We start from the raw sequence: 16,451 nt of genomic DNA, 5'->3' as shown, positions 1-16,451 counted from the left end.
CAAATCAATAAAACCTAATTCTGCTATTTTGTGACTAATCTTGTTTATCAGTGAAGCTTTCGCCCATTAACTCAGTTTCTGCATATGGCTCAACCACTAAGGCAATATTATCTCGGCAAATAATTCGCACTTTAGTGCCTGCTTTTATTTCAGTGCCATCCCCTAGTGCTGACCACTCAGTACCAGAAAACAACACCCGACCGGTTTTTTCACCCGGGCCAATATCAGCTTTAACTGTGACAACTTGATTATATAAATCCATTTCCTCATCGGTATTATCCACATGCTTGTCACCACCAATCATTTTTTGGGTGATATGGCGAAAACTAAGCAATAGAACCATTGAGGTGATAAACCATAAAGTGAAGCTTTGCGCGGTGCCATCGACGATACCGGTAAATAAGGCTGCGGCCACAATGACACAGGCTGCACCTAATAAAATGACGATGCCACCGGGAACAATAATTTCCGACAACATCAGCCCTATACCGACGATTAACCAGATACTGGTTGGATTAGAAAATTCCATATACCCCCCTGTAAAAACGTTATCATATGTTCCTTTAAGCTATAAAACCCGAACTTGGATAAGGTTTTATAGAGCTGATAACTTTAAATTGATAACTACTACACAGTGGTAATAGTGGTGCTACCTCAAGCACAGGATATGGGCACTCTTTAACCCATATATTGGTCGTTAATATCACGACATATTATGTCAACAATACAGGATATTGATGATATTGCAATCATATTTCATTGCTAAAGCTTAGCAGTAACTGTATAAAAATCGGATAAATCAATAAAAAGAAGGCAATAAAAAAGGTGCCTAAGCACCTTTACATTCAATTAGTTAAATATATTAAGCTAATAGTTTTTTCGCAGCTGCAACCACAATTGCAACCGCGCTGCCTTCGGTTTTCTTCATCATGGCTTCATCAGGAATTTCTTGCTGGGTACGATTAACGATAACCCCAGCAACACACGCTGCGCGCCAGCCTTGTGTTGCACACATAGTAAATAGCGTTGCTGACTCCATTTCGTAGTTCAATACGCCCATGGCTTGCCACTCTTGCATTGAGCCCACAAAGCGGCTGGTTACACGTCCTGAGACCGTATCGTAACGTTCTTGGCCTGGGTAGAATGTATCAGATGATGCTGTGATACCCACATGAGGCTCTTTGCCTGCGTCACGACATGCTGCCACCATAGCGGTAGTACAGTCAAAGTTAGCAGCCGCTGGAAACTCAAGTGGGGCAAAGTGTAAACTGGCGCCATCTAAGCGCACTGAAGCTTGCGTGACAATAACATCACCGACATTTACATGTGGTTGAATCGCGCCAGTGGTACCAACGCGTAAGAAAGTCGTCACACCTAGTTGTGCTAACTCTTCTACTGCGATAGATGTTGATGGTCCGCCAATACCTGTTGAACATACGACAACCGCTTTACCATCAATATAAGCAAGATAGCTGGTGTATTCACGGTGACTTGCTAAAAAAGTCGCATTTTCCATTAATTCGGCGATGCGCTTAACGCGCTCAGGATCCCCTGGAACAATCGCTAAGGTTGCGCCATCAAGCATTTGCTTGGTTAATCCTAGGTGAAATACGTCGGCCATATTGAAAACCCCTTTCATATTTGAAGATATCATTCTAATTGTGACGACTGTAACCCACAAGCCACGCTATGAAGGTTAACTGGGTCACATAAATTCTGTTATTAAACATTCGAGTGATGATTAAAAATTACAAATGTAACTAACATCACTAATTTACAGCACCATAAATCAGCAAAGGCTAAATAGCCAATTTTAGTTGATTAAAAAGTTTTTGGGGCAATCAATTAATTATTGATCCCGGTCACATTACCTACAGCCAAGTAGCGCTAATTTGTAGTTAACATTAGATAAAAGGAGTAAGTCGATGTTTCCAGAGTACCGTGAGCTAATCAGTAAACTTAAAACCTCAAATGCCCATTTCTCAAAGATTTTTGATGAACATAATCAGCTAGATGAGCAGATAAAACATCATGAGCAGCATTACAGTAGCGATAGCACCCCAGAGCTGAAAATACTAAAATCAAAGAAGCTGCATTTAAAAGAAGAAATTTTTACCATGCTGCAAAAGCAGTAATGGCTATTGCGTATTAATCGCCAATATTGGCGATCAAAAAAGGACGCTTGAAGCGTCCTTTTTGTTGGCTCATGTAAACCATCTGTTTAGCGAGAGCAGTTATTTTACGGCGCTAAGTGCTTTGATTAAGGTTTCGTTTGAATCAAAGTTCTCGATGCTAACAACGGTTAACTTATCTAGGGTCACCATAGTGGCCATATCTTCTTCAGTAGGCCAGTTTGCAGTTGCATCGCCTTCACGATCTAACCCCATAGCAAACGGTAAATCCTTCATTTGGGGGATAGCCACAAAGCGAGCAATCAATGATGGCATACCGCTGATATCAGCAATATACACCAAGTTTGCAGGTTGCTGCTCAGTCGTTGTAGCTTCTAATGCCGCTTGAATGAACTCGCCACCTTTCATGCCGCGACTAAACAAAACCACTTGAGTTTGTTCATTAACCACTAGCGGTTGTTCAAATTGATCTTCTAAGGTAATTGGCTCAATTTTATCATTCACGACAAACACATTCGCCTGTGCTGAAGCCATAAAAAGTACACTAACTGCAAATAAAAGCGCTTTCATGTTATTTTCCTGAATTAAGTGATAAGCCCTTATTTGAAATGACAAATTGTTTGGGCATTTTTGCTAATAAGGTCTTAAATTAAAAATAGCCAACTCACTATACTCGAATCTGTGATTCGACTTTATTACATTGGATTAGAATCATGATGCACCTCACGGATTAATACAGACTTAATTATTCGCAATAACAGAGGCTTCAACAATAAAGTAGCGACAGCAATAAGTGTTAATTAATTGCAAAAATGACTTTATTACCATTGGAATATCACGCATTATTTCTCTGTTAATTCGTCAAAAATAAGAACATCATCATGAATGAAACAAGCTTAGATCAAGAACTGCAGCAAATACAGAATGTCTACGACCTTCTTACTGAATTTATTGTGCAATACAGCTTTCAAATTGTTGGCGCTGTCATCATCTTACTTATCGGTATCTGGATAGCGAATAAAGTATCGAACTTCGTTGTTAGCCAATTCGAAAAGCACGATATTGATGTCACTTTAGGTAACTTTGTATCTAACTTAGTGAGAATTTGCATCATTGCGATGGTGGCGATCATTTCGCTAGGGAAACTCGGTATTAGCGTCACCCCAATGGTGGCCGCAATTGGTGCCGCATCATTAGGTGCAGGTTTAGCACTTCAGGGGATGCTGGCCAACTATGCTGCTGGGGTCACCATTATTGTTACCCGACCTTTTGTTATTGGTAACACCATTGAAATTAAAGGTGTGGCTGGAGTGGTAAAACAAATTCAGCTCGGCTTAACCATATTAACCAATGAAGAAGGCGAGTTAATCAGTATCCCTAATAAACATATTGTCGGTGAAATACTGCATAACTCTCATGAATATAAGCTAGTCGACACTCAATTTAATATTGATTATCAAACCGATCCCCAGCAAGTGATTAAATTGATTTCAGATGCTGTCATGAGCCATGGAGGCGTCAGCCAAACGCGCACTCCACAAGTGGGCATTAATGATTTCAACAGTATCGGGATGGAAATCGGTGTGCGTTATTGGGTGCCAACCAATAGCTATTTTGAAGACAAGTACCAAGCGAATTTAGCCATAATCAAAGCGCTTAAATCAGCTGATATAACCATTCCATGTCCTGTAAGAGAAATACATTTGCAGCAGTAGCTTAGCCCGTAAAATATGTCTTCAGGCGAATGCTAAAAGCTAAGTAAACAATCGTTATTTCAACGTAAAATATCTAAGTATTCTCAGCCAGTTTATATAATAACTGGCTGAATTCAGCTTTATATTGTCACCGTTATAGTCATCAGTAAAAGTCACCATTTGCTTACTAAATGTCATCAAAACTTGACATGAGTAATTTTTAGTTACATAGTTAGGTCAAGTTTACTTTACTTAAAGACAAGCTAACTTGAAAGGAATGATTTATGAATACACCTAACTCAACAGAAAATGATTGGAAAAAGTGCAATAACGTTAACAGCAATCGTTTAGCCAAATGGACCGCTGCATGGGTCATCACACTCGCGATATCGACTTTTGGTCCAATGTTTATTTGGTCGCAACATGACATCATTACCGCCGCTGCGATTGGATTTAATTTTTTGGTCGGTATCGGGATGATTTTCGCTAATAAAAAACACCTAGCTTCCCTTGATGAACTACAACAAAAAATTCAGCTTAACGCCATGGGGCTGAGTTTAGGCGTCGGATTAATTGTGGGCATCAGTTATTCAACGCTCGACACCACAGGGCTGATTAATGCTCATGCAGAGATATCTCACTTAGTCATCATCATGAGTTTGACCTACATGGTGGGGATAATTTTAGGCAATAGGAAGTACCGATGAAAAACAGATTAAAAGTACTTCGCGCAGAACGGGACTTAACCCAAGCACAACTGGCAGAGTTACTGAGCGTTTCCAGACAGACTATTAATGCTATTGAGAAAGGAAAGTTTGATCCAAGTTTGCCATTGGCATTTAAAGCGGCGCGCCTTTTTGGGCTAACCATTGAAGATATCTTTCAAGATGAGGCATAACCTGCCTCTTCGTCAGCTCAATACCACTCAGGCCGTTAAGGTTTTATGCATAAATAGGCTGCTAGGGTCATTATCATAATCAGCAAACTTATCGCCAATGTCAAAACCAAAGCTTTGATACAATTGCCTTGCGGGTTTAAAAAAATCCATTGAGCCGGTTTCTAGGCTTAACTTCTCATAACCCTGACATTTAGCAAACGCTAGCATATGTTGCAGTAAGTGCTTAGCAACACCTTTACCGCGATGTGCATTAGCAACCCGCATCGACTTTATTTCACCGTGGCTGGCAGTTAATTGTTTAATTGCGCCGCAGCCAAGTAGCTGCTGATTTTCCCACACAGTCCAAAAGGTAATATCATCTTGGCGCAGTTTTGTTAAATCTAGCGCATGGACACTTTCTGCTGGCGACGTGGCGTACATGTCCTGCAAGTGTTCATTTAATAGTGCCGCCACCTCAACGCCAGACAAATCATCGACTCGAATATCCATGTTTGAACTCATGCTCATAAACCTTCTATTTTTAGTCTTGTTTAACCAAAAGCCATAATTCAAACACTGACTCTGAGCGCTAAATCTATTATTGACTCTGCAGTGATAGCTGCCATATTTATTAGCACAATATACATTAATGGATTGATTATATGCGCAAGACTTATTTAACTGCTAGCCCCTTAATTTGCTTGATAGCATTCACTCTCATGGGCTGTGCATCGGGGCCTGCCAGCCTGCAACAAGGACCGGACGCTGAAATAACCAAAGAAGGTTTAGTTAAAGTCGATAACTCCAGACTGGCCTTATCGTACGCAAGACCCGATGTAAATTGGCGCCAATATACCAAACTGTACTTTGAACCGACCCAAGTCACCAATGATCATCCTGAAGGTTATCGAGCGCCTCGAATTAATAAACAAACTGAAGGGCCTAATGCCACCTACGACTTACCCCAAGAGTCCCTTGATAAAATGGCGCTGCAATTTAGTAAAACCGTTAGCGATGTGTTCAATAGTGAGCAGCCCTTTGAGTTAGTCACAGAAAAAGGTCCTAACACCTTAGTGATTGAAACCGCTGTAACCGATATCCGCTTAAGCGCGCCAATTGAAAAATCCCGCCGAAGCTATAATTCCATGGGAAAAACTTATACCCAAAACTCAGGCTCAATGGTGTTATTGGCGGTACTTAAAGATGGACAAAGCGGTGAAGTGTTAGCCAAAGCGGCTGATCGCGGTGTGGGCTTTGATCAATGGCGTCAAAACACCCAAGTATTCAATTGGGGTGATGTTAAAACGGTTTATCGTCACTGGGTCAATGATTTCAAAAATGCCTTAATGACGGCGGTAGCCGAAGAATAGAGTCAATAGCAATAAGCCTTAAAAACATACTCGATAAGCTCTGTGCCAATTGTGATACCACAATTGGCACTGTTAATTACAAGCCCCGCTGCCATTCTTGGCGTAACGGAATACTGCCTTTAATCGCTTGTTCTACTTGAGCCAGTAATTGCGGCTTATCTTTGCCTAAAACGCCTTTCAGCACTAAATAGTTTGAGGCATGATCAGAACGAAAAATAGTTTTCTCCAGTGTAAGGCCCGATAACAAAGTTTGCATTTCGGTCAACAGCCCCAGTTGATCGGGCAACACAAAATCACCATCAAATGCCTGATCCATTCTCTCGGTCCCCAATGGCAATGTCACCACCAAGGTAGATAAATACTCAGGCTGAGCTTGATTCATCAACTCTGCAGATGCCTTAGCGTGCTGAATAGAAAGCGCCTTGCCCCCTAGCCCCATTAAAATCATCACTGATGACTTGATCCCGGCTTGCTTTATTTTGCTTAAAGCAGCTAAAGAGGATTCAAAGGTTTCGCCTTTTTGGATACGGGTTAACACTTCATCGTCACCACTTTCACAGCCGATATAAAGTAAAGACAAGCCTAAGGCTTTAAGCTCCGCCAACTGTTCAACGGTTTTGTTAGTTAAATTACGCGGTAAGCAATAACTACTAATGCGAGTGACACTGGGTAAATGTTTATTAATCAGCTGGCAGATTTCTTTTAAGCGCTTAAACGGCAACGTCATTGCATCACCATCAGCTAGAAACACTCTAGAGATTGGTACCCCTGAAGCGGCAGCGCTGAGAATATCTTGCTCAATAGCATCGACTTTGTGGGCGCGAAATTTTTTTTGCTCTTGGGTATACATATCGCAGAAAGAACATAGGTTCCAGCTACAACCATTGGTCACCTGCAATATCAGCGACTTCCACTCTGATGGTGGTCGATAAACCGGTTCAATATAGTGAATCATCTAAATAACCTCTAAATCCCTATCAATGACAGTTTTTGTATTAAAAATACTCGTTAAGATTGTTTTTCATTCTATTTTTTGCAATAAAACGTTTGAATTGATCATTTTGCTTGTTTATAGTCGATTAATAAAAATAATTATTCAGGCCAATTGATTTATGAATCAAGTCGCATATCAGCTCAGTGAAAGACGTGAAAACCCTCGTTCTCATGAAGAGCATTGGGAGTTGCTGACTGCAGATCAAAAAGTTGCCCTATACGATTTAAACCGCTTTGGTTACAGATTGCTTTTTGTGAGAAGCATGCCAGAAGGCCCTCTGGCTGTAATTTCTCAGCAAGATGACATCGCCATTATTGACCATGAAGGTGAGTTAAATTTACACCCTAATTTAACCTTAAGGGAATTACCTAAGCCCCATTAAACTTAGCGATTAACAAAGCTATCATCGTATAATCGAAATAATTTAAAGAGTGCACTCGCACTCTTTTTTTCATTTTGCTAATCAGTTTAATGCTTAAGCAATCACTTCATTGAACACTTCAACCTTATGTGACTCAACAAGCTCAGGCATAACATTGTGGAAATAATTTTGAATGTAATCAGTCGCATTATGTTTATCAAATACTGCTCTGTCGGCAAATTTTTCCACAAAGGCCACTTTGCTATCATCATCTAAACTGATATTTAACTCGTAGCGAATACAGCCTAATTCTCGGCGAGTCGCTGGGATCAGCTTAGCAAGAGCTTCAACCAGTAAATCACGTTTACCTTCTTTAGCAACAAACTGAGCAACGCATACGATACGGGTATTATTGATGATAAAATCTGACATTATTTTTCCTTAATACTGATAATATAAATACGCTAATACAAACTAAATAAACTGTTCCTATAGCAGTCTTAAATGACTAGTTATTTTGTAAATTAAGTAGCATATCGATATGCGGTATGCCGTCTTCAAGATACATTTCTGAATTTAAGATAAAGCCCTGCTGCTGATAAAAATCGCTGAGATGTTGTTGCGCGCCTATTTGGATGCTGGTTTGCGGCCACTGAGTTTTAACAACATTAATTGAGCGCATCATTAACGCATGTGCAATACCATGGCCACGGCCCTTTTCTGCCACAATCACTCGGCCAATACTGGCTTCATCATAACTGACACCTGCCGCTAAAATTCGCGTATACGCAATGATTTCACCTTGCTCATTAATCCCTAACAAATGCTTGGTTTGCGGTAATCGGTCTTTATCATCAAGCTCGGGATAAGGGCAGTTTTGCTCTACCACAAACACATCGACTCTGAGTTTTAATAACTCGTATAACTGATCAAGGCTAAGTTCATTAAAGCTCAGTAGTTTCCAATGCATTAACTCTTTTAACGACATGTATTATTACCATAAAATTAATAGCTATTAGAGCAGTCTAGCATGATTAAATAGGCTGATTAACCAGTGAATTTCAGACAAAAAAATACCGAGCATAAGCTCGGTATTTTTAGGTTAAATTAGCTCAATTTAGAACTTGTATTTAACACCAACTTTTAACTGCCAAGCAGACTTATTAATATCATAAGTATTGTTGTTAGCGGTTTCGATACCATCTTGACCGTAAGGTACTGAGTAAGTGTAAACACCTGTGTCAGCATCATAGCTATGGTCTACTAAGATTTTGCTACCGAATGATTGGTATTCAACTACGCCCCAATCATCATTTACTAGGTTAAGTACGTTTTTCACGTCAAAGTATAAAATACCTTTATGTTTCTCTGTGAAACCAGGTAATTCTTGCGTGAAACGGAAATCTAGCTGATGTACCCAAGGTTGATTATCAGATGCTTTACCAGCAATACCACCAGCATATTTACCTAAGCCAATTTCATCAACTGCCGCTTTAAACTCTTCATAAGTTAAACCACCTGAGTATTCTACGTTCGCATCATCTGCGCCAGTAGGAATATAAGGTAAGTAAGAATCAGAGTAAGCAAATGCACCTTGGTCACCGAAACCACGGTCATTGTGCGAACCTAGTACCCAAGTCATTGGGCGGCCTTCACGTGCTTCATAGAACATGTTAAAGCTTGAGTTATAGCCTGCAACAAATTCAACATCATAACCTAAGCTCATAGTGAAACGATGTGGCGTTTCATAATAACCTGGGCCCATTGTTGTGCCGTTACGATCTGCGCCAACCATGGTGTACTGGTAGTTTGAAGTTGCCGTTGAAGATGAACCTTGGTTACCTTCATCAACTGAGTTAAATGCGTAACCAAGACGCATATTTAAACCCATGTCCCAGTTTTTAGCTAAGGTGAAACTTAATGTCTGACTGGTACCATCTTCTTCAGCATTAGTTAGCATCAAGTCGTAACGTTCATAATCTTCATTTGTCGGATCTAAAGGATCGAAAGGCTCATAAATAACACGACCAGTATCATCCGTTTTCAGTTCACGACGAGCTAAATCTACCCAAGCAACATCATTTTCTTTTTGGATATATAAAAATTCACCACCAAAGAACCAATCTTGACCTAGTGCACCGAAGTCCCAAGTACTGTCAAAACCAATGCTTGCACGCCAATCTGAAGGAAGCTCAAAGTTCGGGTCTAGTGAGTTAGTGTTACCATCGCCGCCCACTAAGCCATCTTGTGCGCCGTTTGGCACATTGCCAAAATCAGGCGTTCCCCAAGAAGTATCCCAACCATCGTTGAAACTTAATAAGCTGTTACCATCATTTGAGAAGCTGTTTGACATCCAAACTGTTGGGTAACCACCACTGAAGCGGCCTACACCACCACGTAAGGTCACATCGTCAGATAACACATATGTTAAGCCAAGACGTGGTAACCAGATGTCTTTGCCGTCCATGGTTTCATTGTTGGCAAAACCATAACGTTCCACAAAGTTTTCATTCAGTGCAGGAGAGTCTGACATGCTCATGGTTTCGTAACGCACACCATAAGTCATTTCTAGATCTTCATTAATTTCCCAAGTATCTTCAACAAATAACGCTAACGTTTCCATATTGAAACTAGCAGCTACGTCATTTGAATTTCCTGATTGCGCATTTTGGTAACGGAAACGGTCAACAATGCCATTTTCAAAATCATCAATTGAATCAAAATCCCATGAACCCATGGTATCTTGAGCAAACAGGTTAAAGACTTCCACATTGTTAAACTGGAAACCAAAACCAATGTTGTGCTCATCTAAATAATAATCACCCACAAAACGTAATTCTAGATTTTGGTTGTTTAATTCATTTGCTTGACGTGAACGCTCTGTACCAAAGTTAACATCGCCAGCGTCAGTACGAACATTTACTTGACCAATACCTGTGCTAGTTACAGGGTTAGAGTTAGAAGTGGTATCTTTATAAGCCACTTTAATTTCAGTGGTAAAATCATCAGTCCAGTAGCTGTAAACAGTACCAGCGTACGACTCTAACTTTTCTTCTTTGTTATACCAATAACTGGATAAATTAAGCGAACTTTCATCGTCCGAAACTTTGCTAGTTCTGTTACCTACGGTATTTTGGTAAGTAAAAGATGCACGATGATCATCGTTAATGTTCCAGTCAATTTTAGCTAATATTTTTTCGTCATTTTCTTCAGGAGAAGCATCATAACTACCAATATTACCTAAACCATAAACATCACTGGCAATCGCATTAATACGATCTAAATCATCGCTAGTTACATTGGAGTCATTAGCAAAGCCTGCGCCTGCTGGTCCCCATTCTGCAGCCTGAGGTGCATCATAGTTTTCGTAAGAACCAAAGAAGAATAATTTGTCTTTAATTAGCGGGAAGCCAACAGTGCCACCAAAGGTTGTTTCTTCAAAATCTTGCTTTAACTTGTCGCCATTTTCTTGGTCTTTACCATCGCCAGCCATGCTGTCGTTAGTGGTTTCCCAAAAAACAGTACCATCTAATTCATTAGTACCTGACTTGGTTACCGCATTGACTTGCGCACCAGAGAAACCACCAGTTCTTGCTGTAAAAGGTGAGGTATTTAATGCAACGCTTTCAACCGCATCAATTGAGATTGGAGAGCGCTGAGTTGGGTAACCGTTTGAGTTAAGACCAAAATCATCATTTTGCGATACGCCATCAACAACAAAAGTGTTAAAACGTGGGTTAATACCCGCAACGCTCATTGAAACGCCATCAGTACCGACAACAGCCATAGGATTTTGGCGCAATACGTCTTTTAAATCACGGTTAATACCTGGAGAATTAGCAATGTCTTTCGCGCCAAATTCACTGTTACCACCCGCACTACGGTAATAACTCGCATTACCGACAACACCGATACGTTCAATATCAGCAGCAGATTGTAAAGTACGGTTGAAACGTAATGTTTCACCGACGTTTAAATATAAATTTTGTTCGACATCATCAGCAAATTTTTCTGAATCTACTTTGATTAGGTAAGGACCACCAACACGAAGACCACGTGCAGTGAAGTTACCATCAGCACCAACAGTTACTTCTGTCACTGTACCTGTAGGTTCATGGATGATGGTAATTGTTGCATCTGTTACTGCATTACCTTGTGGGCCAACAATCTGACCGCGGATGTTTGATGCTGTATCTGCGGCCATGGCTGGTAGAGCAACGCCCATAGCAAAGCATGTCGCTAGCGCTAAGCGACTGATTTTATTGTTTAACATTTTCAGACCCCTGAAATATTTTTATATTTATTTATGTACTAGTTAATCTAGCTTTATAAAGAAGCTTGTAGAGTAAAAACTTCAGGCGCTAGTTTATAACCAATTTGTTTCAAAATCATGTCATTCTTGAACTATTTACCAACAAAACTTAAACTGCGACCGTCAACTTCGCGCGACATCCACAACAAAGCACGCACAACAACCGCAAAGTAGGCTCTTTAGTCACAAAAAATTAATCTAAAAAGTGACGTTCATCATTCGCTGTCTAACCTCATTTAAGTGGTTTACTAGGTCCAAGCTACTTAAATGCCAATGGAATAATAATAATGAAACCTGCTATATTGTTAATGAGTGCCACACTGGCTGTATCCGTTTTTACTAGTCAGCAAGCACAGGCATTTGGCCAATTAGGTCACCGTATTATTGGTGAAATTGCCCAAAATAATTTATCCAAAACCGCTCAAGAAAAGATTAATCAACTAACTCAAGGTGAGTCTCTTGCGCAGATGTCGACTTGGGCAGATGAGATCCGTTCAGACAAAAATTGGTATCACTCATCGCCTTGGCATTATGTGTCAATTGACGATGGCAAAACCTGGGACACAGTCACCAGAAACCCGAAAGGCGATATTATTGAACGTCTTGAAAAGTATGAAAAAGTACTAAAAAACGCCACTACACCTGAACAAGATAAATGGCAAGCTTTAGCCTTTTATGTGCATTTTGTCGGCGATATTCATCAGCCATTACACGTAGGTCACAGCCATGATCGCGGCGGTAATTCAGTTAAATTGAAGTGGTTTGGCGACGACACTAATTTGCATTCAGTGTGGGATAGCAAGCTGATTGAGCATCAAAAATTAAGCTATACCGAATACACTAAATTTATCAGTCGTATTTCAGCAAAAGATATCAGCGACTGGCAAGGCCAAAACTATTATGTGTGGGCGGATGAATCCAAAGCTTTGCGTGATGCCGCGTATGAGTTAGAAAAAAATCGTGATGATCAACCTGATTTGCGCTTCCAATATATTTTTGATCACACCCCAACTGTGGAGCTAAGAATGCAGCAAGCAGGTATTCGTTTAGCCGAAAAGTTGAATATTATTTTTAGTCAATAATATTAAAGCGTCTTTTAACTGACTTATTTACATTATTAAATTGCACTAATGTTGCAACACAAACGTAAAAAAAGAGCCACTAGTCATAGTGGCTCTTTTGTTTTTAATCTCTCACGATTAAATCATTGTTATCAACATAACCTTGCAGGGCATTTATGTCGATAATGAATCATTAACGTTCGAAGTTATGGAACTTCTCGATACCGAATGATTTACCTTCAGCATGACACGTTGCACAAGATTCACCTGCTGGGGCTGTATACCAATCAGCACTTTCAGCTTGTATATTAAAGCTTGCACCATTGGCTTCCATGTGACTTTCAGCAGAGGCTGATTCATGACAAACTACACAATTTGCACCAATAGGGCTTGAAACGATACCAAAGCCACCTGACTCACCAGTACTGCCACCGTTAGATGCTTTTGTTTTCATAAAGCGATCTGGAATTGCATATAAATCAATACCACCAGAGTGACAAGAAACACAGTTGTCAGCATTTAAGTTGATTGCTGAGTTAGTAATCAGCTCTTCCTCAAAACTGCCATCTCTTTGTTCAACTAGCTCTGAACCTTTAATCGGTTGAAACTCTCCCCAATGCCATGCATGAACCATTGGCCCAAAACCACCAGCACTGTTTGCTTTCCAACCTGTTTGTTCGCCAGTATCCCTATCATTTACAGCAATGATGTAACCCGCTTTGATACGCATTTCATCTGATACAAACGCATCTAAAGCAACGGTTCTTGCGCCTGCACGATCTTGACCGTTGTTATGACAAGCGATACATGATTCGCCACCATCATTATAACTACCATTTTTATGGTAGTTAGTTTCATTGGTATGGCATGTAGTACAGCTGTTGGCATCAATATTATGACGACGTGAGAATGGCTTATCGATAGCGGTAAATGTATTATCCACTACTTCAGAGTAGCCAGTAAATGATACGCCAAATTTGCCATCATCATCTTGCCAATTTGTATCAGCTAAAGTGACACGTGAGCTTGTAGTAAGATGCGCATTTTCATATCCACTACCAGGTGCATTTAATAGCTCACCGTAACAAACTGAACGCGTACCATCTTCACGTTCTACATAACCTTCCGCACCATGACCAATGACACGTGCAACAATTGAGTCTGTTTCATTGTCATAGGCGTTAACATAAGCACCTGCATAGGTTACTTCGTGTGCTTCATACATTTCACCAATATTTAACTGCACTGGTGTTTCACCAGAGTTATCAAACAACTTCACATCAACACAGTAAGCGCCAACCCAAGAAACATCTTTGTGATCGGTAAACTCTAAATCAGCATCATGGTAAACCGCTGAAGTTTCAGTAGAGTAGTTGTCACGCATTGACTTACGCTCAGTTACACCAATAGCTGAAGCATGTAGTTCACGCATATCAAAGCTAGGATCAGCCATTACACTAGCAACTGCAACATCGCCAGTATTATGACAATCAGTACAACCGTTGCCAGTCAAATTACCGTTATTCATCACCGGTTCAGCGTGACAGGTATAACAGTTAGTTGGCGTGAAATCCTTTTCAAATTCTTGGTGATTAATATGACCAATTTTTTGGAATGTATTGGTTGCGTAACCGCCATTATCTTCAGCTTGAGATACGTTGTTATGACACACCATACAGCCACCGACTAAATCTACTTCGCCATCAGCATTAATTGCTGTGTAGCTAGGATGTTTAAGGTGTGACGCTGCATAATCAACGTGACAAGACTGACAAGTTTCTGTCGTCGTTGTATGAATCATTTCGGCTTTTGCCACAACCATTGGTTGTGAGCGTGCGATTTGAGTTGAATCATCACCGCCAACTCGCAACCAAACAATGCCTTCTGAAGCTGTGGTTACCGCAGGCATAGGCGCGATAAATTCGTAATGGCCATCACCAAGTGAATTTAATACTGCACCTTCTTTAGTTGTATCAGTATAACCACCAACTGCACCATCGCGATTCATGACAACGCCGCGTTCAGTTTTTTCAGCAAATTTAGCTTCAGCTTTCGCTAAACCGTTAACTAATTCACCGTCTTCATTAGTTACTTCAAATTCATAGCGAATTTGACCTTCTTCTAATGCATGATTGATCATAGTAACTGTTGTCACTTCTGACATTTCTACTACTGGTGGGTTACTTGGTTCACCAGGTTCACCTGGCGCGCCATCTTGACCGTCTTTGCCATCACTACCACAACCCGCAATCCCCATTGCTGCTGCGATAACAAATGCTAATTTGCTTTTCGTTAAATGTTTCATCATCACTCCTAGTAGCTTATTACTACTTATTAGGTATAAACCGACCTTGAATATAATCTTTTCTACAAAGTCGAAGGGTGATAACCATCACACACAATGCCGTAATAAATATTAAAATAACTCTTTATGATAATTATTTGATCCAAATCTTATTAAGCACCTCCTTATATAATAACCAACTTATTTAGCAAACAATTAAATACCTGTTTTTAATAACGTTTGCATCAAAATGTATCTAGCTCGTAATTTTATGAGTGCTAAAAATGTTAAATTATTAATTATTTTCTTCTTATATATCGACTAGATTTGACCATTAAACCGATATAAATAGCGCTTTAAGATGTTCTTACGGCCAAGCCCTCTATAAATGGCAATAACTCACATAAAAAAGGCCCTTCAAGGGCCTTTGTGGTTTATAAGGGACAATCAAAGCTTATGAACAGCAATCTCGTTTTATGTTCATTTTAGGCAGTTTATCCCAAACGACTTTTGCCATTAGTACCGCTAACACAATGCCAGAACTTAGCACTAACCAGTGAGGGAGTAATTCATGGTGTTCACCAATTTGCGGCATCACTACTAAGCCAAACTCAGCCACAAGATAGTTAACCAATATCCCTGCAACCAAAGCCACACCTAATACGCCGCCTAAGTAGCCAAACAAGGCGCGTTTACCTAACTCTTTTGCAACCACACCTAAAGTGGCGATATTAGTCGCAGGCCCTGCCATCATGAATACCAGAACTGCCCCCGGTGATACCCCTGCTAACAACAAGCCTGCCGCTATCGGTGTTGATGCGGTGGCGCAGATATACATAGGCACTGAAATTAACACCATGACTAGCATAGCGAGAATGCCATCACCCCATTTTGCTAAAAAGTCAGTCGGCACATAGGTTTGTACTAACGCAGCAAAGAATAATCCGACTAATAACCACAACGTCGTATCTCGCACTAAATCGGTTGCGGCATACTTAAGTCCAGTGAAGATACGAGACAGAACAGTTTCTTGTTTAAGCTCTGTCGCCATGTCTTGGGTTGATGCACAGCAGCTTTCTTCACTGGCAGCAGACGTTGTCTCACTTGAACAACATCCACTTTTCTCTTCTTTAGCGGCCTCTGACTTGCTTGAACAGCAACTTGTAGCCTCAGCCTTAACGGATTCAGACTTGCTCGCACAACAACTCGACGCCTCAGCCTTAACGGATTCAGATTTACTCGCACAACAACTCGACGCCTCAGCCTTAACGGATTCAGACTTGCTCGCACAACAACTCGCTGCCTCAGCCTTAACGGATTCAGACTTGCTCGAGCAACAACTCGCTGCCTCAGCCTTAACGGATTC

17 protein-coding genes are annotated in these 16,451 nt (G+C 40.5%); 7 read left to right on the top strand and 10 right to left on the bottom strand.

Annotated features, from left to right (window positions below; all coding sequences use genetic code 11):
* Positions 1-34 precede the first annotated feature (34 nt).
* Positions 35-529 (bottom strand): NfeD family protein, encoded by a 495-nt coding sequence (locus Q4546_RS17280; RefSeq protein ID WP_102436916.1) that lies wholly within the window; start codon positions 527-529, stop codon positions 35-37.
* 333 nt (positions 530-862) lie between these two features.
* Positions 863-1,621 (bottom strand): uridine phosphorylase, encoded by a 759-nt coding sequence (gene udp, locus Q4546_RS17275; RefSeq protein WP_102436917.1) that lies wholly within the window; start codon positions 1,619-1,621, stop codon positions 863-865.
* Between the two features lie 304 nt (positions 1,622-1,925).
* On the opposite strand from udp, the gene Q4546_RS17270 reads away from it, so the two are divergent.
* On the top strand, positions 1,926-2,135 hold the full coding sequence (locus Q4546_RS17270) for a YdcH family protein (protein WP_076539247.1): 210 nt from the start codon (positions 1,926-1,928) through the stop codon (positions 2,133-2,135).
* Between the two features lie 99 nt (positions 2,136-2,234).
* Here Q4546_RS17270 and Q4546_RS17265 read toward each other — a convergent pair whose 3' ends face one another.
* The gene (locus Q4546_RS17265; RefSeq protein ID WP_102436919.1) at positions 2,235-2,702 is read right to left on the bottom strand and encodes a hypothetical protein; all 468 of its coding nucleotides are present in this window, start codon (positions 2,700-2,702) and stop codon (positions 2,235-2,237) included.
* A 311-nt stretch (positions 2,703-3,013) separates the two neighbouring features.
* On the opposite strand from Q4546_RS17265, the gene Q4546_RS17260 reads away from it, so the two are divergent.
* The 3 genes from Q4546_RS17260 to Q4546_RS17250 all read left to right on the top strand — a co-directional run bounded on the left by Q4546_RS17260 (position 3,014) and on the right by Q4546_RS17250 (position 4,724).
* On the top strand, positions 3,014-3,847 hold the full coding sequence (locus Q4546_RS17260) for a mechanosensitive ion channel family protein (protein WP_102436921.1): 834 nt from the start codon (positions 3,014-3,016) through the stop codon (positions 3,845-3,847).
* Positions 3,848-4,110: 263 nt separating this feature from the next.
* Complete coding sequence (locus Q4546_RS17255; RefSeq protein ID WP_102436923.1) at positions 4,111-4,533, top strand: hypothetical protein; 423 nt, start codon at positions 4,111-4,113, stop codon at positions 4,531-4,533.
* Positions 4,530-4,724, top strand: coding sequence for a helix-turn-helix transcriptional regulator (locus Q4546_RS17250; protein WP_102436925.1), 195 nt, complete (start codon positions 4,530-4,532; stop codon positions 4,722-4,724). Before Q4546_RS17255 ends, Q4546_RS17250 begins: the two co-directional genes overlap by 4 nt.
* A gap of 27 nt (positions 4,725-4,751) precedes the next feature.
* On the opposite strand, the gene Q4546_RS17245 is transcribed toward Q4546_RS17250, so the two are convergent.
* Entirely contained in the window at positions 4,752-5,225 is a 474-nt protein-coding gene (locus Q4546_RS17245; protein ID WP_241901083.1) for a GNAT family N-acetyltransferase, read from the bottom strand.
* Between the two features lie 140 nt (positions 5,226-5,365).
* Here Q4546_RS17245 and Q4546_RS17240 point away from each other — a divergent pair, with 140 nt between their 5' ends.
* Positions 5,366-6,073 carry a DUF3313 family protein gene (locus tag Q4546_RS17240; protein ID WP_102436927.1) on the top strand — a complete coding sequence of 236 codons (708 nt, stop codon included), beginning with the start codon at positions 5,366-5,368 and terminating at the stop codon, positions 6,071-6,073.
* A 76-nt stretch (positions 6,074-6,149) separates the two neighbouring features.
* On the opposite strand, the gene Q4546_RS17235 is transcribed toward Q4546_RS17240, so the two are convergent.
* Positions 6,150-7,028 (bottom strand): radical SAM protein, encoded by an 879-nt coding sequence (locus Q4546_RS17235; protein WP_303446713.1) that lies wholly within the window; start codon positions 7,026-7,028, stop codon positions 6,150-6,152.
* Positions 7,029-7,185: 157 nt separating this feature from the next.
* Here Q4546_RS17235 and Q4546_RS17230 point away from each other — a divergent pair, with 157 nt between their 5' ends.
* The gene (locus Q4546_RS17230) at positions 7,186-7,449 is read left to right on the top strand and encodes a hypothetical protein (RefSeq protein ID WP_102436930.1); all 264 of its coding nucleotides are present in this window, start codon (positions 7,186-7,188) and stop codon (positions 7,447-7,449) included.
* Positions 7,450-7,542: 93 nt separating this feature from the next.
* Here Q4546_RS17230 and Q4546_RS17225 read toward each other — a convergent pair whose 3' ends face one another.
* The 3 genes from Q4546_RS17225 to Q4546_RS17215 all read right to left on the bottom strand — a co-directional run bounded on the left by Q4546_RS17225 (position 7,543) and on the right by Q4546_RS17215 (position 11,701).
* The gene (locus Q4546_RS17225; protein ID WP_102436932.1) at positions 7,543-7,860 is read right to left on the bottom strand and encodes a putative quinol monooxygenase; all 318 of its coding nucleotides are present in this window, start codon (positions 7,858-7,860) and stop codon (positions 7,543-7,545) included.
* Between the two features lie 76 nt (positions 7,861-7,936).
* Positions 7,937-8,416: a GNAT family N-acetyltransferase gene (locus Q4546_RS17220; protein WP_303446712.1), complete on the bottom strand. Its 480-nt coding sequence runs from the start codon at positions 8,414-8,416 to the stop codon at positions 7,937-7,939.
* A gap of 129 nt (positions 8,417-8,545) precedes the next feature.
* Entirely contained in the window at positions 8,546-11,701 is a 3,156-nt protein-coding gene (locus Q4546_RS17215) for a TonB-dependent receptor (protein WP_303446711.1), read from the bottom strand.
* A gap of 326 nt (positions 11,702-12,027) precedes the next feature.
* Between Q4546_RS17215 and Q4546_RS17210 the strand changes: the two genes are divergently transcribed.
* The gene (locus Q4546_RS17210) at positions 12,028-12,822 is read left to right on the top strand and encodes a S1/P1 nuclease (RefSeq protein ID WP_303446710.1); all 795 of its coding nucleotides are present in this window, start codon (positions 12,028-12,030) and stop codon (positions 12,820-12,822) included.
* Positions 12,823-12,994: 172 nt separating this feature from the next.
* On the opposite strand, the gene Q4546_RS17205 is transcribed toward Q4546_RS17210, so the two are convergent.
* Positions 12,995-15,109 (bottom strand): hypothetical protein, encoded by a 2,115-nt coding sequence (locus Q4546_RS17205; RefSeq protein WP_368506625.1) that lies wholly within the window; start codon positions 15,107-15,109, stop codon positions 12,995-12,997.
* 430 nt (positions 15,110-15,539) lie between these two features.
* Positions 15,540-16,451, bottom strand: a 912-nt coding sequence (locus Q4546_RS17200; protein WP_303446708.1) for a permease, incomplete at its 5' end; no start/stop codon positions are given.

The sequence above is a fragment of the Shewanella sp. 4_MG-2023 genome (assembly GCF_030548015.1).
Classification (GTDB): domain Bacteria; phylum Pseudomonadota; class Gammaproteobacteria; order Enterobacterales; family Shewanellaceae; genus Shewanella.
This window is presented reverse-complemented; position numbering and strand designations above follow the sequence as displayed.

Bases quoted from the DNA above. Each gene is read 5' to 3' on its own strand.
- Q4546_RS17245 (WP_241901083.1), bottom strand. From the start codon at position 5,225: ATGAGTTCAAACATGGATATTCGAGTCGATGATTTGTCTGGCGTTGAG.
- Q4546_RS17210 (WP_303446710.1), top strand. From the start codon at position 12,028: ATGAAACCTGCTATATTGTTAATGAGTGCCACACTGGCTGTATCCGTT.
- Q4546_RS17255 (WP_102436923.1), top strand. From the start codon at position 4,111: ATGAATACACCTAACTCAACAGAAAATGATTGGAAAAAGTGCAATAAC.
- Q4546_RS17230 (WP_102436930.1), top strand. From the start codon at position 7,186: ATGAATCAAGTCGCATATCAGCTCAGTGAAAGACGTGAAAACCCTCGT.
- Q4546_RS17225 (WP_102436932.1), bottom strand. From the start codon at position 7,860: ATGTCAGATTTTATCATCAATAATACCCGTATCGTATGCGTTGCTCAG.
- Q4546_RS17240 (WP_102436927.1), top strand. From the start codon at position 5,366: ATGCGCAAGACTTATTTAACTGCTAGCCCCTTAATTTGCTTGATAGCA.
- Q4546_RS17215 (WP_303446711.1), bottom strand. From the start codon at position 11,701: ATGTTAAACAATAAAATCAGTCGCTTAGCGCTAGCGACATGCTTTGCT.
- Q4546_RS17205 (WP_368506625.1), bottom strand. From the start codon at position 15,109: ATGATGAAACATTTAACGAAAAGCAAATTAGCATTTGTTATCGCAGCA.
- Q4546_RS17220 (WP_303446712.1), bottom strand. From the start codon at position 8,416: ATGTCGTTAAAAGAGTTAATGCATTGGAAACTACTGAGCTTTAATGAA.
- Q4546_RS17280 (WP_102436916.1), bottom strand. From the start codon at position 529: ATGGAATTTTCTAATCCAACCAGTATCTGGTTAATCGTCGGTATAGGG.
- Q4546_RS17260 (WP_102436921.1), top strand. From the start codon at position 3,014: ATGAATGAAACAAGCTTAGATCAAGAACTGCAGCAAATACAGAATGTC.
- Q4546_RS17270 (WP_076539247.1), top strand. From the start codon at position 1,926: ATGTTTCCAGAGTACCGTGAGCTAATCAGTAAACTTAAAACCTCAAAT.
- Q4546_RS17265 (WP_102436919.1), bottom strand. From the start codon at position 2,702: ATGAAAGCGCTTTTATTTGCAGTTAGTGTACTTTTTATGGCTTCAGCA.
- Q4546_RS17235 (WP_303446713.1), bottom strand. From the start codon at position 7,028: ATGATTCACTATATTGAACCGGTTTATCGACCACCATCAGAGTGGAAG.
- Q4546_RS17250 (WP_102436925.1), top strand. From the start codon at position 4,530: ATGAAAAACAGATTAAAAGTACTTCGCGCAGAACGGGACTTAACCCAA.
- udp (WP_102436917.1), bottom strand. From the start codon at position 1,621: ATGGCCGACGTATTTCACCTAGGATTAACCAAGCAAATGCTTGATGGC.